The organism is Kouleothrix sp. 19917, assembly GCF_057073505.1.
The window spans coordinates 8,200,780-8,214,612 of record NZ_CP097099.1; the positions used below are offsets into that span (position 1 = coordinate 8,200,780).

The window sequence follows — 13,833 nt, forward strand, 5'->3', positions numbered from 1 at the left end:
CATAATACTGTGCTCTGCTCTCTACGCTAGAGAGCAGAGCATATTTATCGATTTGGAGAAAAGCTATGAGCTCTTATTTACACAAATATCGTATGTTGATCATTATAATAATGCTTTTGGTGGCTTATGGCCTCTTTCGTATTGTTCTAAATATGGAAGCGCGTAATTACTCACAGGAAGTAGCAAATAATCTTTCTATTCCTAGTGATGTAATTTTAGTTGATTCCCAAATAATATATATTGATAGATGTAAATCTTCAAATATAATTCAGTATTTTACTACCGATAAATCTTGGGATACGATATCATCCTATTATGTAAAACAACTTCAAAGTAACTGGCAGCCAGCTGGGGGTGAACTTTCGTTTTATAAATATCCAAGTGCTTATGAGCAGATTTACTTGGTGGTTCATCGTATTGATCTATCACAGGAAGAATTTCCAAATAATCCGTTACTAAAGCAATCTCTGATGAAAGGGAAAACTGCCTATTCAGTACTAGTCGACTACAAACAAGATACCCGAGCTTATTCTGGCATCTGTAAATCAGAAGATTGATAATTTACGCAATCACGCTGCCGGACACGAACACCAACACGGTATGCTACGCCTCGCGCGAAGCTTCTACAACTGATAACCGCCCGCAGCTGATTGTGACGACCCAGTAACACGCTACAGCTTGCGCGCCCGGCGCTCATAAGCACCGGGCGCGCAGCCACATCAGAAAGACCGAACGCTATGCCACGCTTTATTCGCAACCATCCGATCTGGTTTGCGCTGCTTGCACTACTGCTGGCCTATGGTCTGTGGTGGCTCTATCAAGATTATGACCGCACTGCATATCCTCGCCGAATTGCGGCAAGTCTGCCTATTCCACCTGGATCGGAATTAGTGGATACAACTCTTAATGGCTACAGACAGTGTAGATCTGCGGGCATACGACAATATTTCACTGCGAATGATTCGTGGGATAGAGTTGTAGAATATTACAAGGGAAATGTGCACAAACCGTGGCAATTAACACAGAGCGAATTGATCTATGATCAGTATTCGAATAATTACGAATTGTTCTCTATAGGGCTACACCATATTGATCTGGCAACAGAGAATGAATACCGAAACAATCCGCAGCTACAACGAGCATTATCGAAAAGGGCGACGGCATATTTTGTACAGATCTTTTATAATCAAGACACACGTGTATGTAAATCAGAAGACTAAAGGTTTAGTTGTCGTCAGCGAGCTGCTGGCCGGCGCAGTGGTGCAGAACGCTAAGCTACAGACGGCGCTGCTCTCTCAACTCGCCGCACACAATGATACCCGGATTGCGTTCTAATCCTTGCATTTAGTGTGAGCAGCTTCAACAGCGTTAAACTTTCCTGCCTTTGTTCTGCCGCCCTTCGACATCTGCTATCAATTCAGCGCTTGCTTTTACCATCGCCGCAGGGCATGACAACGAGATTTGCATGCGACACTGGCGCCCTTTGCCGGAAAGGTTTTAGGAAAACCGGCAAGGGTTTTCCTAATCGGCCTGTCCTGAGCTTGTCGAAGGAGGGCACGGGGGCGAAGCGCCCCGTAAAAAGGAAAGTGACGCCCACGCACCCTTCGATACGCGGCCCGGCGGAGGGCACGGGGGCGAAGCGCCCCGACAAAAGGAAACGCAACACGCCCCGCGAAAATGGCGTTGACGCCAGCCCCGCCAGTGGGCTACAATGCGCGCGAAACAAGCCAACAGAAAGCAACGCAATGCGTTTCCCTAATAGTGAGCAACTCAATCTGCCGTGCGTATTCGAACGTTTTGTGCCCGGCCAGCTCCACCCCGATGGCCGGCGCTACCTGCCGCTGATCGTGCTGCGCGTGGCAGGCATCGAAGCACCGATTGGCGTGGTCGATCGGCATCACCGCGTGGATGCGGCGCTGGAAGGGCGATCGGGCAGCGCCAAGCTGGTCTTTCTGCTCAGCAAAGTGCGGCTGCAAACTGGCGAGGCACGACAGGGGCTGGTGCCCGAGGATGGCATTGCGCCCGGTCGCGCCAGCACCGTGCCGACCGCCTATGGCCGCGTGCTGGCGGTGCCCTCGTGGGAGGCCGAGCGCGAGCATTTGCCCTATGAGGCGCTGTATACCGAACTGCTGCTCGACATTGGCGCTGGCGTACTTGGAGTGCGCACCAGCCTCACAGCCGCCAACCTGGCCGAAGTGATTGGCAAGCCGCAGATCGAGCCCGGCGACTGGATTGAGGTGGCCCGTTCGCGCGTTGATATTCTGGCGTTTGAGGCCGAGTGACGCACGATCTGCTGCTTCCACCATTCGTAGCGCTGCTGCTGTGTTGTTTCCTGGGCTACCCGCTGGCCCGGCTGGCGCTGCCGGCCGAGTTGCGCGGTGAGCGCTGGCTGGTTGTGCCGCTGCTTGGGCTGGCGCTGCTGCTGAACGTCTGCGCCGCGCTCACCACCACAACTGCGCTGCGACCCCTCCAGATAGCGTTAGGCCTGGCCGCGCTGGCGCTGCCGCTGAACCTGTGGCTGTTGCTCTGGGGGAAGAACCGCATAGAAGGGCGTATTGCTATACGCCCAGACCAAAACCACAGAGCCGCAGAGCCAAGAAAAGGCGTATCGCATACGCAGGAGCCGAGAGCCGAAAAGCAGCATACTGCCTTGCTCACAGCGGCGGTGTGGGCGCTGGGCGGGGCGGCCTTTGCGCTGGCGATCTTGCCGCCCTGGCGCTGGGGCGTTGCGCTGCCGATTGGCGTGAACTGGGATGCTGCCGAGTTTTATGTGCCGCTTGGCCGCGCGCTTCAGCTAGCCTCGCAGCGCGACCTCGGCGCGATTGGCCGCAACCCGCTGGTGACGATCATCTCCACGCCGCCAGTGTCGGGCCGCATTCACGCCTTTTCCTATCTCCATGCGCTGGCAAGCAGCCTTGCGGGTGCAGACCCGGCGCGCAGCTACGCTGGCATGATGGCGTTCGTGCTGGCGCTCGTCCCGCCCGCCGTCTACGCGCTCGGGCGGGCGCTCGGGCTGCCGCGCCTGGCGGCGCTGCTGGGCGCGGCGCTGGCCGCGCTGGGCTGGCTGCCGCTGTGGGTGGCGTACAACGGCTTTTCGAACCACCTGATGGCGCTGCCGTTGCTGCCGGCCGCGCTGGGCGCGAGTGTGGTGGCGCTGCGAGCGGGCGGCTGGCGCGCTGTGCTGGCTGGCGCGCTGCTCACCGCCGGCTTGGCGACTGGCTATTACCCCGCCATGAGCGCCTATGTCCTGTTTTTCGCGCCCGCTGCGCTGTGGTTGCTTGTGCGCGGCCCTGGCTGGCGGCCTGTGCTCCGGCGCGGCCTGGCGTTGGGCGGACTGTCTTTTCTGCTCAGCGGCGCGGCGCAGGCATATTTCTTCCTGAAGTCGGGCTTTCTGCAAGAAATGGCCGAGGGCGTCAATGGCTTTCAGGTGAACGAATTCGTGGGCGCGGCCGATGTGCTTGGCCTAAACGCGACCTTCAATCGTGAGGCGCTTTCTGCTGATGCGCGGCTGGTGCTGCTGGCGCTGGTGGCATGCGCCGCGCTTGGGCTGGCGGCTGTCGTTGGGCGGCGCGCACTGCTCCTGTTCGCGCTCCTGCTGGGCGCGGCAGCCTACCAGGGCTATACCGCCGCAACCGGCTACTACTACGGTTTCTACAAGGGCGCGACTTTTGCCGCGCCGCTGCTGGCGCTGCTGCTGGGCGCGGGCGCGGCTGCCCTGTGGCGCATGGGTGCGCGCTGGCGGCTGGCCGGCTGGGGCGTGCGGGCCGTGGCTGTCGCAGCAATTGGCCTGGTTCTGGCGCTGAATATTGCCACCGTGCGGGCCGTCGAGGCGCGCTACACCGCCGCCGGGCCGCAGCTCTGGTCGCTCGATGAGGCCGATGCACTTGAGCTGCGCGCCGAAGTGCCGCCCGCAGCGAGCGTGCTGGTGGTGCCGCCGCCGCGCCACCCGGTCGTGTTCAACAGCCTGATCAGCTACGCTCTGCTTGGCCACCCGCTGTCGGGCCGCTACCCGACCGGCTACAACCGCATCGACACGGTCGACAACGACCCGCCGCCCGAGATGGCGCTCTTGCCCGAGGAGGCCGCGCCCGGCGATTACGGCTACCGCCCGGCCGACCTGCGCTGGGCCGGGGCCGACATGCGTCTGTATGGCCGCGCGCCGGGCGTGCAGTACCATCGCGTGTTTGGTGGCAACGGCAGCTACGCCAAAGTCGCGCCGGGCGAGCCGCTCGTGCTGCGCGTGGGCAGCCGCATTGCGCTGCCCGGCGAGCGCGCCCCCGACGCCACGCCCAGCGACCCGGCGCGGCTGGTGCTGGCGGCGGCGAGCTTCGGCCCTGCCACGCTGGAGCTGCGCGGCGCGGGCGCGAGCGAGCGTTTCGAGCTGCCGGGCGGGCTGGCGCAAGTCACTAGCGCGCCGCAGCCGTTGCCCGGCCAGGTCGAGCTGCGCGTGCTGGATGGCGCGCCCGTGTTCCTGTGGTGGGGCGAGCTGTGTGTGCCCATCGCTTGCGCGGGCGGCGCGGAGTCGCGCGACGACGTGTTTGCGCAGGTGGCTGCGCAGCCGGGCGCAAGCCCTTCCCAGGCGGCATTCGATGTGCGCGTGCGCACGGCGCAGCTACCCGGCGACCTGCCGCAAAAGCTCACCGCCGTGCTCGCGCTTGGTTTTCGCCCGCCCGAAGGCGGCGACTGGCGCGAGGCCGGCCAGTGGGTGTTTTTCCCGAACGGCGGCGAGGCGTTGCGGCTCGATCTCGACATGGCTGCCATTCAGGCTAGCCTCAGCGCGCGTGGCCAGCCACGCGACATCTTTGGCGCGCCGCCGCCACCCCAGGATGGCAGCTACCAGCTTTCGCTGCTGCTCGCCAACGACGCGCGCGTGGTCTACAGCACCAAAATCGCGGCCTGGCAGCTGGTGAACGGCACGGTGCGCAAGCCAGCCACCGAAGGAATTGAATTCGAAATGGTGCCGCTGCCAACCCCGGCCACCGTGCGCGATGCCCCGCTGGCCAGTGGCGCATTGCGCCTGCGCGGCTACACCCTTCCGCGCACACAGCTGCGCCCCGGCGAGCGTTTCGAGCTGGCGCTGGTGTGGCAAAGCCTTCAGAAAATCGAGGGCGACATGAGCGCCCATGTGCGGCTGGCCGATCCGCAGGGCCACGTGCTGGCCGAGCAAACTCTCGCCCTGGGCGCGCCCGAGCACGGCACGCACACCTGGCAGGAAGGCGAAATCTCCGAGCATAACTTCGCGTTTACCCTGCCTGCTGACGCGCCCGCCGGCCCTGCCGCCCTCACCGTCGAGCTGCGCGACCAGCGCGGCCAGCCGCTCCCCTTCCGCGATGGCACCACGCCCCTGCCTATCGCTGACCTCACAGTTGTGCGGTAAAATGGCTGCGCGCTTGTTCCATTCATTACTGACGTACGCATTTGTGTAATTTCATGCGCGAACGCCGTGCTTTTTGCCTGCGGCAGCAAGGTACTCACTTCTTTTTTGTGTGCCGATTTTGGCGCGGAGCGCCAAAATCGGCACACCTTAATCGTAAAGTACCGCTCTGCCAAAGGCTATAGCTCCAGGCCGCGAACGAGGCGGCGCATATGTCGCCAGGCAAATACCAAAGAATTGAGGAGCACCCCATGATCGAATGTATTCCCAACTTCAGCGAAGGACGCCGCCCCGAGGTCGTGGAGGCGATTGCGGCGGCAGTAGCGGCGGTGCCGGGCGCAACCCTGCTCGACCAGACGTCGGACGCCGATCATAATCGCAGCGTGATCACCTTTGCCGGGCCGGCCGACGCAGTGGCTGAGGCGGCCTTCCAGGCGGTGCGCCGCGCCGCCGAGCTGATCGACATGACGCAGCACAGCGGGCAGCACCCGCGCGTTGGCGCAACCGATGTGCTGCCGTTTGTGCCGCTTGGCGGCGCAACGCTGGAGCAGTGCGTGGCGCTGGCGCGCTCGGTTGGTCAGCGCATTGGCGACGAGCTTGGCATCCCGGTCTACCTGTACGAAGCCGCCGCCACCCGCCCCGAGCGCGCCGCGCTGCCGAATTTGCGCAAGGGCGAGTACGAGGGCTTGCGCGACGCCATTGGCACCGACCCGGCGCGCGCGCCTGATTTTGGCCCGGCGCGGCTGGGCACGGCCGGCGCAACGGTCGTGGGCGCGCGCCAGCCACTGATCGCCTATAACGTCTACCTCAACACCGCCGATGTCGATGTCGCCAAGCGCATCGCCAAGGCGATTCGTGGCTCGTCGGGCGGGCTGCGGGGCGTGCGCGCGCTGGGCATGCTGGTGGAAGGCCGCGCCCAGGTGTCGATGAACCTGGTCGATTTTCGCACCACGCCCGTGCATCGCGTGGTGGAGATGGTGGCGCGCGAGGCGGCCGCCTATGGCGTGCTGGTGGCCGAAAGCGAGCTGATCGGCCTGATCCCCGAAGACGCCCTGCTCGACGCGGCGCGTTTCTACCTGCGCCTGCATGGCATGAAGGACGAGCAGATCCTCGAGCGGCGGCTGCGCGAGCGCGCGGGGGCGTAGCGGGAAGTTTACCACGGAGGCACAGAGACGCGGAGGTTTGGAGTGGCAGGTTTGCAGGTTCCACGTTTGCAAATTGCAGGTTACCGCCAAATGCATGGTTGCAGGTTGGAACGTTGCTGGCTACTGCAAACTGCCTACTGCCCATTGCCTTGTATCTTCGTAGTCAATCTTCACTGGCGAGCGTTTCGCGGTGGCCGGCCAGGGCGGTGTGCTCGGCGTGGCGTAGTTGTGCGCCCAGGGCTTCGGCGCTGGGGCCGGCGTGCGTTCGCGTTGTGTCAGTAATCAGCACAAACTCGATGTTCAGCGGCTTGCGCGAGAAGCGCTGACTGCTCACGCGGTAGCGCTTGTACTCGCGCTGCACCAGTTGCGTGTGCCCGCGCGCGATATTCAGCTCCAGCATGCGCTCCAGCGGGATCATGCCGTCGGTGCTGTAGCTGGTGAGGATGGCGCGTGCGTCGAGCGTTTCGAGCAGTGCGGCATAGGCGCGCTCGGCTTCGCCGCGATAGTTGTAGGCGCTGCGCCGCTCGGTGCGCCAGTCGGCGCGGATGGCGGCTTTGTTGCGCCCATCAATGTGTTCGCTCAGCGCTGGCCGATCCCACAGCGCCAGCGAGTTCAGCACATGGTAGTTGCTGCCGTAGGGGTGCTGGTTGTAGGGCGGGTCGAGGTAGGCGATGTCGAGCGGGCTGGCGGCCGCCAGCTCCCCGGCTAGCGCCAGCGCATCCTGGCGAAACGCCGCGTTCGGCAGGCAGTTGTCGTGAAACGTCGCTGGCCGCAGTTCGACCGGCGCGAGGATGCGGTAGAGTGCGGTGCGCGTCTGCCCGCCCCAGCCCGCGTGAAAACCCTTGAACACGCCGCTGGTGTTGCTGGCATAGCAGGCGCTATACAGCAACGGCGCAAGCAGCGCGGCGCGCTCGGCTGCGTCAAGCAGGTCGTCTGCTTCCCAGGCGGCGATCTGCGCGCGCATGGCATCCAGGCGCATGCCGTTCGCCCGGGTGAAGAACATGCGCTCGCGGCTGGTGTCGAACTGTTCGTCGTCGGCGGGGCAGAGGTGGCGCGTCACCCAGTCGATGCGCGGCGGCAGGGCGTTGAGCTGCGCAATCGCGGCCTGATAGCCGCCCAGCGCGCGAAAGGGCGGTGGCGCGTTGCTTTCCACATAGCACTGGTTGATCGCACAGGCATAAGGCTCCCAATCGTTTGCCAGCACGCGGAAACCAAGCTGCTTGGCCATGCGCGCCACCACGCCGCTGCCCGCAAACAGGTCGGCAAAGGTGCCGCCGGGCGGCGCGCCAGCCAGCTCGATTGCGCGACCGATCAGGCCCAGCAGCTTGCGCTTGTTGCCAATGTAGGGGATGAGCTGGTGAAAGACGTAGGCATCGGTCCAGGCGGCGGCGTGCCGCTCTTTGGTGTAGGCGAAGTCGGTTGGGGCCATACGCGCTCACCCGGCAGAAAACGAGAGCACCGAGATTATACTGTATCTCGGTGCTCTTCGCGTTTGGGGCAAAAGAAATGCAGAGCTACGTCAAAAGCCTGCAATCTATCCACAGATTACGCAGATGACGCAGATTAGAAACCTCATATCTGTGTAATCTGTGTAATCTGCGGATAAATGCCGTTTCCCATTCCAACGTATGGCTCTGGGAAAAGTGGCCGGTTTTACCCGCCCAGCTCCTTCAGGCGATCTTCCCACTTTTTGCTCATGCGGTTGTAGGTGTCTTCGCTGATTTCGCCCTTGGAGAAGCGCATATCCAGCGCGTCAATCGCGTCCTGCACCTGCGCGCGCGTGAGCGGGCCGGCGCTGGCCGCCGCCGCAGCCGGGGCCGCCTCGGGCGGGGCTGCCGGGCGCGCGGGCTGCTGCATGGCCTGGCCGAGCGCGCCAGCCATTGCGGTGCCAAGGCCCACGCCCGCGCCCAGGCCCACGCCAGTGCCGGCCGCGCCGCCGGGGTTGGCGGCGGCATCGCCCATTGCGCGCGCGGCCTTGAACTTCATGTAGGCGTCCATATCGCCAATTGCGCCCATCGAGGCGCGCTCGTCGATCGCCTTGGCGGTGTCCTCGGTGGGCGAGATCGAGCCAACATACAGCGCGGCCAGCGTCAGGCCCACGGCGGCGAAGTCGTCGGCCAGCTGCGCCTTGGCGCTGGTGCTCAGCTCGCTGAACTGGCCGGCCATGTCGAGCAGGCTGCGCTGCTGCTCGCCCAGCACGTCGGTGAAGCGCTGGATGATAAAGCTGCGCAGGTAGTTTTCCAGCTCGCCAGTGGTGAAAATGCCCTGCTGGCCGGCGATCTGGTTGACAAACTGCATTGGCTCTTTCACCTGGAAGGCGTAGGTGCCGAACGCGCGCAGCCGGATCATGCCAAAGGTCGAATCGCGCACGGTGATGGGTTCGGGCGTGCCCCACTTCTGGTCGATAAACTGGCGCATGTTGACAAACACCACCTCGGCCGGGAAGGGCGTGCGCCCGCCAGTGGCCATGCCAATCAGGCCCGACAGGATGGGCAAGTTGGCGGTGGTGAGCGTGTGCCGGCCCGGCCCGAATGAGTCGAGTGCTTGGCCATCGCGGAAGAAGATCGCGACCTGGCTTGGCCGCACAATCAGCTGCGAGCCAAAGCGAATGTCGAATGCCTCGCCCTCGGGCTCGCGGTGAATGATTTCGCGCCCGGTCTCGTCGACAAACTCGATGACATCAATAATTCGCGCCATTCAATCCTCCTTAATAAGTTGCGGGTTTCTCAGCCGGGGCGTATCGCATACGCCTCGCTGCAACAGGACGCGGAATGAACCGCCAAGAACGCAGAGTCCGCAAAGGGCTTGCAGTGCTTTGTGTCTCCCTTTCTCCTTGTCTCCTGTCTCCGTGCCTCCGCGCCTCCGTGGTGAAAACTACGCCTGCGCGGCCGGCGGGCTGGCGGGCGGCGGCGTGGGCGTGGCCGTGGTTTGCGGCGCGCCGGGCGGGATGAACAGCTCCGCGCCGCAGTACTGGCATTTCACAATGCCCTGCCCCACCAGCTCGCGCACGCCGCCGCAGTTCGGGCATTTATTACTGCCCACCTGCGCGGCATCCTTGGAATAAAAAGTATTGGTGCTCCAGTCGATATAGCCGGTGAAAAGGCCCTGTTGCACCAGCTCGTAGATGTCCTGCTTGACTTCATCGCGCGTCATTTTCAGCTCGACAATGATGCTGTTGAGCTGGGCCTTGCCCTGCGCCTGAATCAGGCCAAGCAGGCGCTCTTTCTTGCGCACGCCGGCCAGTTCCACCTCTTCGCGCTTGCCCTGCGTGAACAGGTAACCGCCCAGCCCGCCCAGGATCAGCAGCGGCAGCACGCCAAACAGGCCAATACCCAGGATCGCGCCCGAGCCACCGGTTTGCCCCGAGGTCAGCCCCGAGCCAACAAACAGGGTGACAATCAGGAAGATTACCACGCCGGCTCCCATCAGGATCATGCCGACGGTTTTCCCGCTTCCACTCATGCGTTTATTTCCTTTGTCAGCAAGTCAGAAAAGTGGTATATCGCCAGCTTTGGCTGGTACGCCTAACCGAAACCGCTCGAACCGCCACCACCGCCGCCGCCGCCGCCACCACCGCCGCCGCTCCATCCGCCGCTGCCGCCGCTGCCCGAGCTGGATGGCGCGCTGGTAAAGATCGACGAGGTCGAGTTGAGCATGTCGAAAAAGCCCGAGCTCATCGCGTTCAGGCCGCTGAATGCGCCGCCCGCCATCTGGTCGAGCGAGGGCATGCCGCCGCCCTGGCCGCCCTGGCCAGCCGGCGTGCCAGTGGTGTCGCGGCCGTGATGGGTTTGGCTGTGCGGGTAGCCGTAGCCATAGCCGTAGGGGTAATACCACGTCGGCGCGGGCGTGTTCACCTGCTCGAAGCGCTGCACCCAGCTGCGCTCCAGGCCAAAGGCCACGGCGTAGGGCAGGTAGCGCTCGAACTGGTCTTTGGCTTCGGCGACATTGGTGTATTTATCAATGCGCTCGAGGTAGCGGCGGAAGGCCTGCCACTTGGCGGCCGATGTCGCGCCCTGCGCCGATTTGCGCGGCATGGCGCGGCTGAGGATCAGGAAGCCCACCGCCAGCGCGATCAGCACAAAGCCCAGCAGCGGTGCCAGCGGCGTGTAGAGGGCCACCAGCGATGTGCCGAAGCAGCCCGCCAGCACAGCCACCACCAGAAACAGCACAGCAAAAAGGGTGTAGCGGTTGCGCACACTGTTGGGGTTTTCGTCGAAGTAGCCCTGCTTCACCACCTCTTCGTACATCTGCTTTTTCAGCGTGGGAATGGTGGTGTAGAACTCGTTGCGCAGGCTGTCGAGCGTGCGCTGGTCGCGCGAGCTGCCAAAGATTTTTTCGAACAGTGTGCGCTCGTAGGGGCGCAGCTCCCGCAGGTCGGCGTTGCCGCGCACAAAGGTGAAGTCGCGCGAGCTGCCAATAAAGCCCTGCTTGGTTTCTTCCGAGATCTGCAGGTAGCCGCGCCGCGCCAGGTCCACCAGCGTCGCGACAATATCTTTCATGTCGGCGCGCTCGTCGATCAGCGTCCCAACGACGCCGGGCGGCACATCATCGGGCGGGGTGGGGTAGAACTCGGCCACCACGCCGCTTGGCACGTCGCGCCCGCGCCGGTACCACATCAGGTACAGGCCGCCAAAGCCGCCCAGCCCAAGCAGCATCGAGCTCACCAGCACAATCAGGCTGTAGAAGGGCTGCCTGGCCTTGCGCGCTTCTTCTGCCGCAATCGCTGCGTCGTCGGCAGCCTGCCAGCTTGGCTTGGCAGCGCTCACCACGCCATGCGGGAACTGCACACGCACTTCCCACTCGGCGCCGCCACTGAACGAGCGCCCATCGAACACGGCCGTGCCGTCTTCGTCGATGCGCGCGTGCCCACTTTCCTCGCTCGTGTTGCGGTAGGTCGAAACCTTCATCTGGCTGGGGGTGACGCCCTGCGGCAGGTGTACCGTCACCTGCGACTGGTTGATGGTGTAGCCACGGTCGGACTCAATAAACTTCCAGAAGAACTGGTCGCCCGCGTCGTAGATGCGCAGCGCGCCCTTGAGCGTGTAGCGCAGCGTAAAGGTGCGGGTCTGGTTGGTGGTGGCGGGGAAATACCAGGTGATTTTTTTCGAGCTGCCGGTGTTGTCGAGCGTGAAGGTGTTCGGGCTTTCGCCGCTGGCCTGGCGGTACTGCTGCCCATTTTCGCTCACGCCCCAGCCGGTAATGTCTTCCACCCGGTTGAGCGGGATGTCGCGAAAGGCGAAGCGGAACGGCCCACCGTCGAAGCGCGTCTGCCACGTTTCGATCATCTGGACATCGCCGTTGGGCAGGATCGTCGCGTCGCCGTTGCGGCTTTCGACCGTGACGGATTTGGATTGCGCGGCGGCGGGCGCGGCGAAGGGCAGGGCGGCAAGCAGCAGCACAAAGCCGAGTATCAGCCGGTGCCCCCCATGTCGCCAGCGAAACAGGAGTGTATTCATCGATGATCACCTACCTTCAGTCGCGGAAACGGTGGCCGGCGTGCGTGGCGCGCTGGCCAAGAGAGAAAGGGTGAGACTGACGTCGGTTGTTCTCACCCTAGTATATACGCTTTTTCGTGCCGCTGGGTCGCAGCGGGGCCGAAATTGCGAATTCGGGCGTCTTCGCGCAATGCGCATACGCCGTTCACAGCATCTTCACAGCCGCGCGCTACGCTGACATCAGCGATTTGGGAGGAACGACATATGAACATGAACCGACGGCAATTTCTGCGCACCTCGGGCATGGCCGCCGCATACCTTGCGCTGCCGGCCTGGCTGGGCGCGTGCGGGCGGGCTACCCCTTCGGCTGGCGCGGCGCTGGCGAACCCGGCAACATGGGCAACTTCCGCAGAAGCACCCGCGCTGGCGCACCTGCTCAGCCGCATTACCTACGGCCCGCGCCCCGGCGACCTGGCGCGCGCGGCGCAGCTTGGCTGGGATGCGCTGATCGAGCAGCAGCTTGCGCCCGAGCAGATCGACGACTCGGCGCTCGACGCGCAGTTAGCGCGGCTCAAAACCCTTTCGCTCAACGCGACTGAGCTGCTGGCGCAGTACCCACGTGGCGGCAACCCCGGCCCGCGCGCAATTATGCAGGAGCTGGAGCTGGCGGCGATGCTGCGCGCGTGCTTCAGCGAGTGCCAGTTGCTCGAAGTCATGGTCGATTTCTGGAGCAACCACCTCAATATCTATATCGGCAAGAACCAGGCCAAGTGGCTGAAAACTGTTGACGATCGCGAGGTGGTGCGGAAATACGCGCTCGGCAAATTCCGCGACCTGCTGCTGGCCTCGGCCAAAAGCCCAGCCATGCTGATCTACCTCGACAACGCCGACAATGTGCGGCCGGGAGCGCGGCGCGGCAAGCAAGCCGCCGGCCTGAACGAAAACTATGCGCGCGAGGTAATGGAACTGCACACCGTCGGCGCCGATGGCGGCTACAGCCAGGACGACGTGCACACCGTCGCGCGCGTGCTGACGGGCTGGACAATCCGCCGCGCCAACGACGATGCTGCCGGCACCTTTCAGTTTGTGCCGCGCCTGCACGACGCCGACGCTAAGCGCGTTGAGTTTCTCCAGCTCGATTTCCCAGCGGGCGGCGGCATGGAAGAAGGCGAAACGCTGCTGGCGCGCCTGGCGACGCACCCTGCTACCGCGCAGCGCATTGCTGCCAAGCTCTGCACGGCGTTTGTGTCGGATGACCCGCCGCCCGCGCTGATCGAGCGCGCCGCGCAAACCTACCTCGCCAGCGACACTGACGTGCGCCCGGTGCTGCGAATGATCTGGCAGTCCGATGAGTTTCGCGCCTCGGCAGGGCAGAAGATCAAGCTGCCGGTGCGCGTGCTGGCCTCGGCGGTGCGCGCGCTGGGCGTGCCGCTCACCGACGCGCTGGTGAGCCCAAGCCGCCCCGGCCTTGGGCTGCTCGGCCAGCTTCAGCTGCTCGGCCAGCCCTTTTTCGGGTGGCAATCGCCGAATGGCTACCCGCAGGCGGGCGCGGCCTGGGTGAATACGGGCGCGATGCTGGCGCGCTGGAACACGGCCTTTGCGCTGGCCGAAGGGCGCGTGCGCGGCGCGCAGCCGAACCTCGCGGCGCTGCTGCCGGCGGGGGCAAACACTGCTGGCACGCTTGCCGATGGCCTGGCCATGGCGCTGCTGCCCGCGCCACTGCCCGCCGACGCGCGCGCCGCGCTGGTTGAGTACATTGGTGACGGGCAGGGCGAGCAATATGTGCCGGCCCGCGCCGAGCTGAGTGCGCGCCTGCCCGAACTGGCCGGCCTGATCATGGCCTCGCCTGCGTTTCAGGTGCACTAACGACCCTTCGACA

At 63.7% G+C, this 13,833-nt stretch carries 10 protein-coding genes; 6 read left to right on the forward strand and 4 right to left on the reverse strand.

Annotation, left to right across the window (positions count from 1 at the left end; genetic code table 11):
* Positions 1-65: 65 nt before the first annotated feature.
* The 5 genes from M1P90_RS33110 to ftcD all read left to right on the forward strand — a co-directional run bounded on the left by M1P90_RS33110 (position 66) and on the right by ftcD (position 6,519).
* Positions 66-557, forward strand: coding sequence for a hypothetical protein (locus tag M1P90_RS33110; RefSeq protein ID WP_483700110.1), 492 nt, complete (start codon positions 66-68; stop codon positions 555-557).
* 180 nt (positions 558-737) lie between these two features.
* Positions 738-1,220 (forward strand): hypothetical protein, encoded by a 483-nt coding sequence (locus M1P90_RS33115; RefSeq protein WP_483700111.1) that lies wholly within the window; start codon positions 738-740, stop codon positions 1,218-1,220.
* A 525-nt stretch (positions 1,221-1,745) separates the two neighbouring features.
* Positions 1,746-2,282: a hypothetical protein gene (locus tag M1P90_RS33120; RefSeq protein ID WP_483700113.1), complete on the forward strand. Its 537-nt coding sequence runs from the start codon at positions 1,746-1,748 to the stop codon at positions 2,280-2,282.
* The gene (locus tag M1P90_RS33125) at positions 2,279-5,377 is read left to right on the forward strand and encodes a hypothetical protein (RefSeq protein WP_483700114.1); all 3,099 of its coding nucleotides are present in this window, start codon (positions 2,279-2,281) and stop codon (positions 5,375-5,377) included. The genes M1P90_RS33120 and M1P90_RS33125 overlap by 4 nt, the downstream gene beginning before the upstream one ends.
* Before the next feature lie 248 nt (positions 5,378-5,625).
* A complete protein-coding gene (ftcD, locus tag M1P90_RS33130; RefSeq protein ID WP_483700115.1) occupies positions 5,626-6,519 on the forward strand; it encodes a glutamate formimidoyltransferase in 894 nt (297 codons plus the stop codon).
* Positions 6,520-6,682: 163 nt separating this feature from the next.
* On the opposite strand, the gene M1P90_RS33135 is transcribed toward ftcD, so the two are convergent.
* The 4 genes from M1P90_RS33135 to M1P90_RS33150 form a co-directional block, all read right to left on the reverse strand.
* Entirely contained in the window at positions 6,683-7,948 is a 1,266-nt protein-coding gene (locus tag M1P90_RS33135; protein ID WP_483700116.1) for a DNA adenine methylase, read from the reverse strand.
* Positions 7,949-8,172: 224 nt separating this feature from the next.
* The gene (locus tag M1P90_RS33140) at positions 8,173-9,216 is read right to left on the reverse strand and encodes an SPFH domain-containing protein (RefSeq protein ID WP_483700117.1); all 1,044 of its coding nucleotides are present in this window, start codon (positions 9,214-9,216) and stop codon (positions 8,173-8,175) included.
* A 177-nt stretch (positions 9,217-9,393) separates the two neighbouring features.
* Positions 9,394-9,981, reverse strand: a complete 588-nt coding sequence (locus tag M1P90_RS33145) for a TFIIB-type zinc ribbon-containing protein (RefSeq protein ID WP_483700118.1) — start codon at positions 9,979-9,981, stop codon at positions 9,394-9,396.
* 62 nt (positions 9,982-10,043) lie between these two features.
* Positions 10,044-11,975, reverse strand: a complete 1,932-nt coding sequence (locus tag M1P90_RS33150; RefSeq protein WP_483700119.1) for a DUF2207 family protein — start codon at positions 11,973-11,975, stop codon at positions 10,044-10,046.
* 243 nt (positions 11,976-12,218) lie between these two features.
* Between M1P90_RS33150 and M1P90_RS33155 the strand changes: the two genes are divergently transcribed.
* Positions 12,219-13,820: a DUF1800 domain-containing protein gene (locus tag M1P90_RS33155; RefSeq protein WP_483700120.1), complete on the forward strand. Its 1,602-nt coding sequence runs from the start codon at positions 12,219-12,221 to the stop codon at positions 13,818-13,820.
* Positions 13,821-13,833: the final 13 nt, after the last annotated feature.

Coding starts and splice junctions, on each gene's coding strand:
- M1P90_RS33110 (WP_483700110.1), top strand. CDS start 66: ATGAGCTCTTATTTACACAAATATCGTATGTTGATCATTATAATAATG.
- M1P90_RS33115 (WP_483700111.1), top strand. CDS start 738: ATGCCACGCTTTATTCGCAACCATCCGATCTGGTTTGCGCTGCTTGCA.
- M1P90_RS33120 (WP_483700113.1), top strand. CDS start 1,746: ATGCGTTTCCCTAATAGTGAGCAACTCAATCTGCCGTGCGTATTCGAA.
- ftcD (WP_483700115.1), top strand. CDS start 5,626: ATGATCGAATGTATTCCCAACTTCAGCGAAGGACGCCGCCCCGAGGTC.
- M1P90_RS33135 (WP_483700116.1), bottom strand. CDS start 7,948: ATGGCCCCAACCGACTTCGCCTACACCAAAGAGCGGCACGCCGCCGCC.
- M1P90_RS33140 (WP_483700117.1), bottom strand. CDS start 9,216: ATGGCGCGAATTATTGATGTCATCGAGTTTGTCGACGAGACCGGGCGC.
- M1P90_RS33145 (WP_483700118.1), bottom strand. CDS start 9,981: ATGAGTGGAAGCGGGAAAACCGTCGGCATGATCCTGATGGGAGCCGGC.
- M1P90_RS33150 (WP_483700119.1), bottom strand. CDS start 11,975: ATGAATACACTCCTGTTTCGCTGGCGACATGGGGGGCACCGGCTGATA.
- M1P90_RS33155 (WP_483700120.1), top strand. CDS start 12,219: ATGAACATGAACCGACGGCAATTTCTGCGCACCTCGGGCATGGCCGCC.